Source organism: Pseudomonas sp. MIL19, from assembly GCF_028680365.1.
In the GTDB taxonomy this organism is placed as follows: Bacteria; Pseudomonadota; Gammaproteobacteria; order Pseudomonadales; family Pseudomonadaceae; genus Aquipseudomonas; species Aquipseudomonas spirodelae.
Genome location: NZ_JAPPVG010000054.1, coordinates 1 through 10,812, shown reverse-complemented (window position 1 = coordinate 10,812; position 10,812 = coordinate 1). Strand labels below are relative to the sequence as shown.

10 protein-coding genes are annotated in these 10,812 nt (G+C 60.4%); 7 read left to right on the top strand and 3 right to left on the bottom strand.

The annotated features are described in order from the left end of the window. Window positions 1–222: 222 nt before the first annotated feature. The gene (mvaT, locus tag N1078_RS18875; RefSeq protein ID WP_274089629.1) at window positions 223–597 is read left to right on the top strand and encodes a histone-like nucleoid-structuring protein MvaT; all 375 of its coding nucleotides are present in this window, start codon (window positions 223–225) and stop codon (window positions 595–597) included. Window positions 598–684: 87 nt separating this feature from the next. Here the strand turns inward: mvaT and sbcB are convergent, their stop codons facing one another. Beyond that, the gene (gene sbcB / locus N1078_RS18870; protein WP_274089628.1) at window positions 685–2,115 is read right to left on the bottom strand and encodes an exodeoxyribonuclease I; all 1,431 of its coding nucleotides are present in this window, start codon (window positions 2,113–2,115) and stop codon (window positions 685–687) included. A gap of 230 nt (window positions 2,116–2,345) precedes the next feature. Here sbcB and N1078_RS18865 point away from each other — a divergent pair, with 230 nt between their 5' ends. The 6 genes from N1078_RS18865 to N1078_RS18840 are packed head-to-tail and all read left to right on the top strand — an operon-like array spanning window position 2,346 to window position 9,292. Continuing rightward, complete coding sequence (locus N1078_RS18865) at window positions 2,346–3,068, top strand: RDD family protein (RefSeq protein WP_274089627.1); 723 nt, start codon at window positions 2,346–2,348, stop codon at window positions 3,066–3,068. Further along, entirely contained in the window at window positions 3,065–4,045 is a 981-nt protein-coding gene (locus tag N1078_RS18860) for a stage II sporulation protein M (protein WP_274089626.1), read from the top strand. Before N1078_RS18865 ends, N1078_RS18860 begins: the two co-directional genes overlap by 4 nt. After that, the gene (locus N1078_RS18855) at window positions 4,032–5,603 is read left to right on the top strand and encodes a DUF4129 domain-containing protein (RefSeq protein WP_274089625.1); all 1,572 of its coding nucleotides are present in this window, start codon (window positions 4,032–4,034) and stop codon (window positions 5,601–5,603) included. Before N1078_RS18860 ends, N1078_RS18855 begins: the two co-directional genes overlap by 14 nt. Then, window positions 5,600–6,829, top strand: coding sequence for a DUF4350 domain-containing protein (locus tag N1078_RS18850; RefSeq protein ID WP_274089624.1), 1,230 nt, complete (start codon window positions 5,600–5,602; stop codon window positions 6,827–6,829). Before N1078_RS18855 ends, N1078_RS18850 begins: the two co-directional genes overlap by 4 nt. After that, on the top strand, window positions 6,826–7,920 hold the full coding sequence (locus N1078_RS18845) for an AAA family ATPase (RefSeq protein ID WP_274089623.1): 1,095 nt from the start codon (window positions 6,826–6,828) through the stop codon (window positions 7,918–7,920). The genes N1078_RS18850 and N1078_RS18845 overlap by 4 nt, the downstream gene beginning before the upstream one ends. A 40-nt stretch (window positions 7,921–7,960) precedes the next feature. Then, entirely contained in the window at window positions 7,961–9,292 is a 1,332-nt protein-coding gene (locus tag N1078_RS18840) for a DUF58 domain-containing protein (RefSeq protein WP_274089622.1), read from the top strand. A gap of 18 nt (window positions 9,293–9,310) precedes the next feature. Here the strand turns inward: N1078_RS18840 and N1078_RS18835 are convergent, their stop codons facing one another. Both N1078_RS18835 and N1078_RS18830 read right to left on the bottom strand, forming a co-directional pair. After that, complete coding sequence (locus N1078_RS18835) at window positions 9,311–10,048, bottom strand: nitroreductase family protein (protein ID WP_274089621.1); 738 nt, start codon at window positions 10,046–10,048, stop codon at window positions 9,311–9,313. Window positions 10,049–10,146: 98 nt separating this feature from the next. Beyond that, window positions 10,147–10,629: a glutathione peroxidase gene (locus N1078_RS18830; protein ID WP_274089620.1), complete on the bottom strand. Its 483-nt coding sequence runs from the start codon at window positions 10,627–10,629 to the stop codon at window positions 10,147–10,149. Between the last annotated feature and the right edge of the window lie 183 nt (window positions 10,630–10,812).

Here is a 10,812-nt window from a genome sequence, read left to right as displayed (position 1 = left end):
GGGGGCTGAGTTTGCGGGCATCTGTTTTCATAGGGACAGATTACCCAATATGCCCTATTTATTTGCCAGGTTAATATGCCTACGCGGCCAATAAGAAAATGGCTAATAAGTTACTTAGCAATACAATTCATAAAAAATACCCATAAAGCGGTTTACTTGTGAAAAGTGCCTGACTACTATTGCTTCACTTAATCGTCAATTTCTTATATAGGCACGCCCTACATGTCGCTCATCAACGAATACCGCGCTACCGAAGAAGCCATCAAAGAACTGCAAGACCGCCTGAAGAACATGTCGCAAGACGACAAGCTGCAAAAAGAATTGGAATTCGAAGGCAAACTGCGCGCACTGATGGGTGAATACCAAAAGTCGCTGCGTGACATCATTGCCATGCTTGACCCGGAAGCCAGAAGCAGCAAAAGCCTGCGTCCAGCCAAAACTACTGCGACCAAGCGCGCGCGCAAAGTTAAGCAGTATAAAAACCCGAACACTGGCGATGTGATTGAAACCAAAGGTGGCAACCACAAAACGCTGAAAGAGTGGAAAGCTAAGTGGGGCAGCGACGTTGTTGAAAGCTGGGTAACCCTGCTGGACTAAGCCACCGCACGAATAGCCCCGCGCTAAATAAAAACGCCAGCAATGCTGGCGTTTTTTTGTGGTCGCTATTTTTAACAATCAACCATATTACAAGGCATATTGCTGGCGCAGCCGCTCGGCATACGCGCGCCATTCCAGTAACACCGCTTGTTGCTCAGCATTAGCATCTGCAAACACCTGCGCCAAGGCCTGTTCGAACTGCTCAAGGGTATTCGGTGCACCATATTCAGGGTGGCTCAGGCGTTGCTGACAGAAGGTTCGCCAGCGCTGCTGTTCCTCAGTGCTCAGGGTCGCGGCAAAGTTGCGCGCCCGGTAACGAAACAGCAACTCGGGTAATCGCGCATCATCAAAGGGCCAAACTGCCTCCCCCAAACGTTGCGGATCAGCACGGCGTACCTGCTCGCACAAACGCCGGTCACGGTCACCGATAAAACCATCGTACAACTGTTGTTCCGGGTCTTGATTAGGTGCGAATTGCTCTTCGGCATACACCTGCAGCAGTTTTTCCTGCCAAAGAGCAGACTTAGCCTGTAATTGTTCGGCCTGTGCCTGATAGGCCGGAATGTCGAGTTGCAGGCGTTGAATATCCTGCGCACGTAATACGTTCATCGGCGCAACAACCGGGCAACGGTTGATATGCAGCAACTTAAGCGGCACCGGTAGCTCACCCTCAGCCAATTGATCACGGCGGGTGTAAAGACGCGTGCGTAATGTCTCAGCGTTCTCATTGAGTAGCGGCGCAATATCCGCCTGCAAATCACAGACGATTAGCGCATTGCGATTACGTGGATGCCAGGCCAAAGGCAGCACCACTGCCAGATAATGCCGCGCGCCGGCATAACGGCCGGATATATGTACCAACGGCTGCAATAGGCGTATCTGATCCTGCACCCGTTGTTTAATGCGCAATTGATAGAGATAGTCATACAACTTCGGCTGCTTGCTACGCAGCAACCGCGCCAGGGCGATAGTCGCCCGCACATCGGATAACGCGTCATGGGCCTGGCCATGCGCAATGCCGTTTGCAGCCGTCAGACGCTCGAGTTTGAGGGTCACCCGCCCATCCTCTTGCGGCCAAACGATACCCTCCGGACGCAATGCATAGGCGGTACGCACCAGGTCAATAAGGTCCCAACGGCTATTACCGCCCTGCCACTCACGGGCATAGGGGTCATAGAAGTTGCGATACAGGCTGTAGCGCGTGACTTCGTCGTCAAAGCGCAGGCTGTTGTAGCCCACGCCGCACGTGCCGGGCTGCGACAGCTCAGCATGCACACGGCTCATAAACTCGGCTTCATCCAGGCCATGCTCGGCTAACTTGCCCGGAGTAATCCCGGTGACCAAGCAGGCGGCAGGGTGCGGCAGAATGTCGTCACTGGGCTGGCAGTAGATATTCAGCGGCTGATCAATTTCATTCAGGTTTTCATCGGTACGAATCCCCGCCAACTGCAATGGCCGGTCGCGGCGCGGGTCAATGCCCGTGGTTTCGTAGTCGTACCAAAAGAGGCTAGAAGTCACAGTAACGTCCTAATGCTGAGGCGCCGGCAGTCTAGCACCCTGCTGCTAACGCGCAGACAAGCGCAGCCCGTGCGCCAGCCACCTGTGGCAGGCGCACGGGCTGCATTTAAGTCGCGTAAAAACCCGTTATTGCTGATAAATAGCCCTTCCCCGCCAACTCTTGTGACCGCGCCGGTTGCGCCGCTGCTTGCTGCTGGCTAGCATCGGGCTTTCCTCGATGCAGTCTGCCGATGTCGCTCACGCCAACCCCTGATTCAGTTACCGACCGCCCGCTGCTGGATACCCGCTATAAAGTGGAAACGCCGGAAGGCATCGACCTGATTTTGCGGCCGGCGGGCTTGGTACCGCGTGCGCTGGCGTTCAGCATCGACCTGCTGATTCGCGGCGCACTGCTCGGCGTGTTATTTGCAGCCCTGGCGCTGCTCGGCCAATTCGGTATGGGCCTGGGTACCAGCCTGCTGTTTCTCGTGACCTGGTGGTACATGGTGCTGTTTGAAGTGCTCAACCAGGGCCGCTCACCCGGCAAACAATTGATGGGCCTGCGGGTGATTCATGATGATGGCACGCCCGTTGGCTGGGCCGCTTCGTTGACCCGTAACCTCCTGCGCTTCGTCGACATTTTGCCCTTCGGCTACACCTTGGGCATTCTGAGCTGCCTCAATCATCCGGCCTTTAAACGCTTGGGCGATATCGCTGCCGGCACACTGGTGGTTTATCGCGATGAGCCGCCTACTGCCCCGCAACGACCGCAAGCCGAACCGCTGCGTGCGCCATTCAGCATGAGCCTGGCTGAACAACGCGCCCTGCTCAGCTTTACAGAACGTGCACAGGGCCTCTCCAGCGCGCGCCGCCAGGAGCTCGCGGGCCTGCTTGCCGAGCCCTTGCAAGTGCCCGCGGAACAGGCTGAACAACAGATCCACGGCATTGCCCGTGGCCTTTTAGGCCCGACATGAAGCAGAGCCTGTTTGAAAACCAGCACCAGGCCGAGTGGCAGGCATTTGACGCACTGCTCACAGCGCTTGAACGCGGCAAAGCCGACAGCCAGCAATGCAGAGGCTTTGCCGCAGCTTATCGGCGCCTGTGCCAACACCTCGCCCTAGCGCAGAGCCGGGGCTATAGCAGCCACCTGATCGAACAATTACAGCTTTTGGCCATGCGTGGTCATCAGCAGTTCTATCGCCACCGCAGTCCACTGGGTGGCCAGTTACTCGGTTTTATCCTCGCAGGGTTTCCACGCTTGGTCAGGGCTGAATGGCGTTTTGTCGTCGCCGCCAGCCTGCTGTTCTTCGGCAGCCTGCTGCTGATGGGCACACTGGTGTACCACTTCCCCGATCTGGTTTACGGCGTGATGCCGCCCGACCAAGTCGCCGAGATGGAAAAGATGTACGACCCCGATGCCAGGCGCATCGGCCGTTTCAGCGAGCGCGACTCAGGCGATGACTGGATGATGTTCGGCTACTACATCATGAACAACATCGGCATCGCCTTTCAGACCTTTGCCAGCGGCCTGCTGCTTGGCCTGGGCAGCCTCTTCTTCCTGCTATTCAACGGCCTGATGATTGGCGCAGTGGCCGGCCACCTGACACAGATCGGCTATGGCGAAACCTTCTGGTCGTTCGTCGTCGGCCACGGCGCCTTCGAGCTGACCGCCATTGCCCTGGCTGGAGCCGCCGGCCTGAAACTCGGCTGGGCGCTGCTGGTACCCGGCCGCCTGCCCCGCGGCGAAGCCTTGCGGGTCGCCGCCGGCAGCAGTGTGCGGCTGGTCGGTGGGGTGATTGTGTTTCTACTGCTGGCCGCTTTTATCGAGGCCTACTGGTCTTCCATGAGCCTGGCCAGTCACAGTTTTAAATACATCGTTGGCGGCGCGCTCTGGCTGCTGGTTCTGGCTTATCTACTGCTGGCTGGCCGAGGTGTGCATGCGCCTGACTGATGCGAGCGTGGTAATCCGCCCACGCAGCACCTGGGAGGCCATCGATCTCGGCGTACTGCTGGCCAAGCAGCATGCTGGCCTGCTGATGCTCAGCTGGGCCTTGGTCACCCTGCCAATTTTCGCCCTGCTATGCGTATTGCTCTGGGATTACCCGAGCATCGCCCTGCTGATTTTCTGGTGGCTCAAACCCGCCTATGAGCGCCTGCCGCTGTATATCCTTTCGCATGCGTTGTTTGGTGCAACACCGAGCCTCACGCAAGCCCTGAAGGCCCTGCCTGGCCTACTCAAACCGCAGTTGCTGGCGAGCCTGACATGGCGCCGGTTAAGCCCCACACGCAGCTTCGACATGCCCGTCATGCAGCTAGAGGGCCTGGCGGGTAAAGAACGCAGTCAACGCTTAATTGCCCTTGGCCAGCGTGATGCGGGTAGCGCGAGCTGGCTGACGATTGTCGGCATGCACCTGGAGATGGCGCTGTGGTTCGGCATGATCAGCCTGTTCTACATGCTTCTGCCGGCACAGATTGAGCTGAACTGGAGCTGGGAAAGCTTGATCAATGCTGCCGCCGGCGAATGGCTGTGGCTGGAGCACCTGTCCAATCTGATCTACGTCCTGCTGCTGATTCTCTGGGAGCCTATTTACGTCGCCTGCGGTTTTACCCTCTACCTGAACCGGCGTACCGCCCTTGAAGCCTGGGACATTGAGCTGGTGTTCCGCCAGTTACGCCAACGTCTGACTGGCGTGGCCTACGCCCTGCTACTGGGTTTTAGCCTGCTATTGCTGCAAGTACCGAACAGTGCCATGGCCGCCGCCAACGGCGGCCCACTGCCGATTGAAAACCCCGTGGGGCCGCAGGCCGAGCGCCTGCTCAAGCAACCGCTGACCAGCGCACAGGCCCAGCAAAGCATCAGCCAACTGCTCGAGCAGCCGCCCTTCGAACACCGTGAAACCGTTACCCGCTGGCGTCTCGGTGACGAGGCCGAAGAACCCAACGAAGCAGACGCCAAGGCGCTGGGCAAACTGCTAGAAGGGTTCCTTGCACTCACCCAACTATGGAAAAGCGTCGAGGCCGTAGCGCTGTTCTTCGAAGTGCTGTTGTGGGCCGCCCTGTTTAGCCTGATCGCCTGGCTGGTGTGGCGTTACCGCGACTGGCTGAACGCCTTTGCCGGACGCCTACGCTTGCCACGCGCGCGTAAATATCAGCCACCGGCGCAACTGTTTGGCCTGGAAGTGGCGCCGCAGAGTTTGCCAGCCGACATTCCTGGCGAAGTTGAACGGCTCTGGGATGAGCAGCCACGCGCAGCCCTCGGCCTGCTCTACCGCGCCCTACTCAGCCGCATGCTGCATGAACAGCGCCTGCCGCTGAAAAGCGCGCACACCGAAGCCGAAGTACTGCAACGCGTGCAAACCCTGCGGCAACAAGAACTCAGCCACTTCAGCCAGACGCTAACCCTTCACTGGCAGAACCTCGCCTATGGCCATCGACTGCCGCCCGCCGCACTCAAACAAGAACTGTGTAGCACCTGGCGACGACTGTTCGAGCAAGAGGCGCAGGCATGAAGCGGCGCATCCCATTTTTTATCGGCGCAGGCCTGCTGCTGGCCCTCGGTTTGCTTGGCATCTACCTGCTGGGCATGCTCACGCCATATCAGGAAACCCTCGACCACGGCCCCTCGCCCGAGGCGCAGGCCAACCCTTACCTGGCGGCCGAGCAGTTCCTGCGCAAGCAGGGCCTGCAGGTCCAACGCGCCGACGGCCTGGAAGCCCTCAAAGACCTGCCGAGCGCCGGGCAAACCCTGTTACTGCTCGGTGACCGCAGCCGAATGACGCCCAAGCAGGCCGAACGCCTGCTGGCCTGGGCCGCCAAAGGTGGCCACCTGTTATTTGTCGCCGAACGTTTGTGGGATGAAGACGAAGGTAAAAGCGGCGACCTGCTGCTCGACAGCCTAGGCATTCAGCAGTATCAGAGTGACGGCCTCGACGATCAGGATAGCGCCGCCACAGCTGAGCAGGGCCGTGCAGAAGATACGTATGACGCCGAAGCAAAGGCCCAATCAGCCGCTGACGACGACAACGCCTACCCGGAACTGACCCAGCTCTACCTAGAAAACGAAGACGCACCGGCTTATTTCAACTTCGACACTGACTTCCACCTCTACGACGCCGAAAACCGCGCCCACGCCTGGGCCAACAGCGATGCGGCCACGCACCTGCTGCAGCTCTACCATGGCGATGGTTTGATCAGCGTGGTCAGCGACAGCTGGATCTGGCAAAACCAAAGCATCGGCGAATACGACAACGCCTGGCTGCTGTGGTACATGACCCAAGACAGCCAGGTGACTCTGCTCTACCGCGCCGACCGCGATGACCTGATCAGCCTGCTGCTTGAGCACTTTCCACACGCGCTGGTCGCCCTGGCGCTGCTGCTGGCATTTGGCTTATGGCACCTGGGCATGCGCCAGGGTCCGCTGCAGCTACCCGCCAGCAGACATCGCCGACAGCTGCAGGAACACCTGCGCGGCAGCGCTGACTTCCTGTTGCGCCACAACGGCCAGCACAGCCTGTTGCACGGTTTGCAGCAAGACATCCAGCGCCGCGCCCGGCAGCGTCATCCAGGCTTCGAACGCCTCGCCGTGGCCGAGCAATGGCAAACCCTCAGCCGCCTGACCCGCCAGCCTTCTAGCGTTATCAGCCAAGCCATGCGGCCGCCGCCCAAGCAACGCCTGGCCGCTGCCGATTTCACCCGCCAGGTCGCCAACCTGCAAACCCTCAGGAATGCCCTATGACGAGCGAACACACACCCGAACAGCCGGACAGCGCAATCGAACCGGCGGCCGTAGCCTCCGAGCCCGTCAGCGAAATACCGGCTGCGGCACCCGCGCCAGCTGCACCGGCAGCCGCTGCGGCCAACCCGAATGCTCAGCGTCAACGCGCCAGCCAGTTGGCTCAGGCACTGCGCGCTGAGTTGCAGAAAGCCCTGATCGGCCAGACGGCGGTCATCGACGATGTGCTCAGCGCCCTGATCGCCGGCGGCCATGTGCTGATCGAAGGCGTTCCTGGCCTCGGCAAAACCCTATTGGTTCGCGCCCTGGCGCGCTGCTTTGGCGGCGAGTTTGCACGCATCCAGTTCACCCCAGACCTGATGCCCAGCGACGTCACCGGCCACGCTGTGTACGACCTGCAGAGCGAGCAATTCAAGCTGCGCAAAGGCCCGGTGTTCACCAACCTGCTGCTGGCGGATGAGATCAACCGTGCGCCGGCCAAAACCCAGGCGGCACTGCTGGAAGTGATGCAGGAGCGCCAAGTCACCCTGGAAGGTCGCGCCCTGAACGTACCGCTGCCCTTTATGGTGCTGGCCACGCAAAACCCGATTGAGCAGGAGGGCACCTACCCGCTGCCAGAAGCCGAGCTCGACCGCTTTATGCTCAAGCTGCGCATGGACTACCCCGAGCAGAGCGAAGAGCTGAACATGGTTCGTCAGGTGGCGCGCTCAAGCAAAGCCGACATGCTCGAAGTCACGCCGCTGCGCACTTTGCTGCAAGCCCGCGATGTGCAGGCGCTGCAGAAGATTGCCAGCGACCTGCCAATTGACGAGCAGGTACTCGACTACGCCGTGCGCATCGCCCGTGCCACACGCAGCTGGCCAGGCCTGGCGATCGGCGCCGGACCACGCGCTTCGATTGCCCTGGTACGCTGCGGGCGGGCCCGCGCACTGCTGCGCGGCGGCGACTTCGTTTTGCCGGATGACATCAAGAGCTGCGCCCTGGCTGTGCTGCGTCACCGCGTACGCCTCTCGCCCGAGCTGGATATCGAAGGGCTGTCGGTGGATCAGGTGCTGCAACAACTGCTCGACCAGGTTGCGGCTCCGCGCCTATGACCCCTACATTGAAAAAGCCCCTCTTGAAAGGCGCTACGGCATGAAACCCTCGCGTGCGCTTTTGGCGCTGCTGGCCGGCCTGTTCGTTCTCGGCATTGCGCTGGGTATCTGCAGCGCCCTGGGCGTTGTCGTGCCGCGCAGCGTTAGCCCGATTTACTGGGGCTTGCTGCTGGTACTGCTCGGCCTGGCCCTGATCGACGCCCTGCTGCTGCGCCAAGTGCCCTCGCCGCGCATCGAGCGCCAGCTACCCGGTAATCTACCGCTAGGGCGCTGGAGCGACGTGCGGCTAAATCTGCACCACAGCTATAACCGTGAGCTGCAGGTGGAGGTATTTGATCATCTGCCCGGCGACATGGCCTTCGAGCACCTGCCGCTCAAGGTTGACCTGCACCCCGGCGAGCAGACCCAAGTCAGCTACCGCGTGCGTCCGCTACTGCGTGGTCATTTTCATTTTCCGCAGTGTGAAGTCAGCCTGCCCAGCCCAATGGGCCTGTGGTGCGCCCGCCGTTATCTACCAGTCGTCGGTGAGACCCGCGTCTACCCAGATTTCGCCCGGTTGTACGGCGCACAATTGATGGCCGTGGATGACTGGATAAGCCAACTTGGCGTGCGCCAGCAACAGCGCCGCGGCCTCGGTCAAGAGTTTCACCAACTGCGCGAATTTCGCGATGGCGACACCCTGCGGCAGATCGACTGGAAAGCCACCGCGCGCAAACGCACGCCAATTGCCCGCGAATACCAGGATGAACGCGACCAGCAGATCGTCTTCCTACTCGACTGCGGGCGGCGTATGCGCAGTCAGGACGGCGAACTGTCGCACTTCGACCACGCCCTCAACGCCTGCCTGCTGCTCAGTTATGTCGCGCTGCGCCAGGGCGATGCAGTGGGCCTGTCGACCTTTGCCGGCGAACAAAACCGCTTCCTTGCGCCGGTCAAAGGCCAGGCGCAGCTAAATGTGCTGCTCAACGCCCTGTACGACCTGCGCAGCACCCAGCAACCAGCAGACTTCAACGCCGCAGTGGAAAACCTCCTCAGCCGCCAACGCCGTCGCGCTCTGGTGGTACTGGTGACCAATCTGCGCGATGAGGATGATCAGGCGCTGCTCGGCGCGGTTAAGCGCCTGAGCCGCCAACACCGTGTGCTGGTCGCCAGCCTGCGCGAAGAAGTGCTGGATACCTTGCGCCACACCCCTGTAGAGGATCTGTCCAGCGCCCTGGACTACTGCGGCACCCTGGACTACCTGAACGCCCGCGCCGGCCTGCACGAACGCTTGCTGGCCAATAAGGTGCCCGTGCTGGATGCGCGCCCGAGTGAACTGGGGCCGCAACTAGTAAGCAGCTATCTGGCCTGGAAAAAAGCTGGCGTGCTCTAGACGCAACGCAGGCCTCAACTAGAGCCAGGTCACGTGCTGTTCGAGCGGAAAGCGCAGGCGCGGGTTGTACACACCCTTCTCACCCTGCTTGCCCACTGCCAGCAGCATGATCGGCATGGCCTCACGCGGGATGCTCAGGGTTTTGCGCAGGCGCACCTCATCAAAGCCTTCCATAGGGCAAGTGGCATAGCCATGACTCTGGAAGGCCAGCATCAGGTTCTGCGCCGCCAATGCCGTGGACTTAACGGCCCAGATACGCATCTGCGCGCGGCTATTAGGCGCACGCATCAGTGGCTTACGCCAAGCGGCTATGCGCAGCAGTTGGCGCTTGAATAAGCCCAGCAGCCCAAACGGCCCTTGGTTGTACTGAAAGGGCGCGGTCTTGTTATAGAAGCGGCGAATCCGCGCTGGCACCTGCGGCTCAGGCCAATAGTCGATGATGTGTTGGCAGGCCTGCTTCCAGGTGTCTGGACGCGCCAGCACGGCGATGATCAGCGGCGCCTTGGCCGCATTCTGACTCATGCACACAGGGTGCAGGCGGGCCAAAAGCGCCGGATCGCGAATCACCTGAAAACTCCAGGGCTGCAGGTTGCAGGAGTTGGGCGCCAGCACCGCCAGCTCCAAGCAATCGCGCACGACCTCATCGGGCACAGGTTCGGCGGTAAAGCGGCGCACCGCGCGGCGACGTTCGATCAGCTCGCGCAGCGCAGCAGGGCTGGCGGGGACAGTGGCAGGGTCAACGGGGAACAGGCTCATCGTGGTCATCCTTAGCAGATAGACCAATTAAGCCGTGCTGATTGGCTACGGACAACCCATGTGCGGGCTTAGTCCGCAGCCTTGGCGCAAATGGCCTGTTAGCCCAAGGCTTTTTCGATCGCCTGAATGATGCTGGGATCATCCGGTGTGGTTCGCGGAGAGAAACGCGCCAGCACACGGCCGTCGTGACCGACGAGGAATTTCTCGAAGTTCCAGGTGATATCGCCAGGAAACTCAGCGCCCTCGCCCGCCAGCAGGCGATACAACGGATGGCGATCTGCGCCGTTCACCTCCAACTTGCTGGCCATGGGAAAGCTGACGCCATAATTGAGACTGCAGAACTCACGGATCGCCTCTTCGTCATCCGGCTCCTGCTCAGCAAACTGGTTGCACGGCAAACCCAGCACGCTAAAGCCTTGCTCCTTGAACTGCTGGTAAAGCTTTTCTAGCCCTGCGTATTGCGGCGTTAGGCCGCACTTGGAGGCCACATTGACCACCAACACTACCTGCCCCTTGAAGGGTGCCAGCGGCAACGCTTGGCCATCTAGCGCGCGCAGATTGAGGTCGTGAAAGGCACTCATGGTTAACTCCTTAAAACACAGGTTTAGCGCGAGAGACGAAATGCGCTGAAGCCATCTTAACGTCGCCTAGCGAAGGCCCGCAGGGTGCCGGCCATGAATGTTAGGCATCGGGTAGGAGGCGGCCTCACGGCCGCCGTCCTCCCACACCACCGTGCGTACGGTTCCGTACACGGCGGTTCAGGC

What these genes read in the sequence shown, in the direction of transcription:
- mvaT (WP_274089629.1), top strand. Translation starts at nt 223, where the DNA reads ATGTCGCTCATCAACGAATACCGCGCTACCGAAGAAGCCATCAAAGAA.
- N1078_RS18865 (WP_274089627.1), top strand. Translation starts at nt 2,346, where the DNA reads ATGTCGCTCACGCCAACCCCTGATTCAGTTACCGACCGCCCGCTGCTG.
- N1078_RS18860 (WP_274089626.1), top strand. Translation starts at nt 3,065, where the DNA reads ATGAAGCAGAGCCTGTTTGAAAACCAGCACCAGGCCGAGTGGCAGGCA.
- N1078_RS18855 (WP_274089625.1), top strand. Translation starts at nt 4,032, where the DNA reads ATGCGCCTGACTGATGCGAGCGTGGTAATCCGCCCACGCAGCACCTGG.
- N1078_RS18850 (WP_274089624.1), top strand. Translation starts at nt 5,600, where the DNA reads ATGAAGCGGCGCATCCCATTTTTTATCGGCGCAGGCCTGCTGCTGGCC.
- N1078_RS18845 (WP_274089623.1), top strand. Translation starts at nt 6,826, where the DNA reads ATGACGAGCGAACACACACCCGAACAGCCGGACAGCGCAATCGAACCG.
- N1078_RS18840 (WP_274089622.1), top strand. Translation starts at nt 7,961, where the DNA reads ATGAAACCCTCGCGTGCGCTTTTGGCGCTGCTGGCCGGCCTGTTCGTT.
- N1078_RS18835 (WP_274089621.1), bottom strand. Translation starts at nt 10,048, where the DNA reads ATGAGCCTGTTCCCCGTTGACCCTGCCACTGTCCCCGCCAGCCCTGCT.
- N1078_RS18830 (WP_274089620.1), bottom strand. Translation starts at nt 10,629, where the DNA reads ATGAGTGCCTTTCACGACCTCAATCTGCGCGCGCTAGATGGCCAAGCG.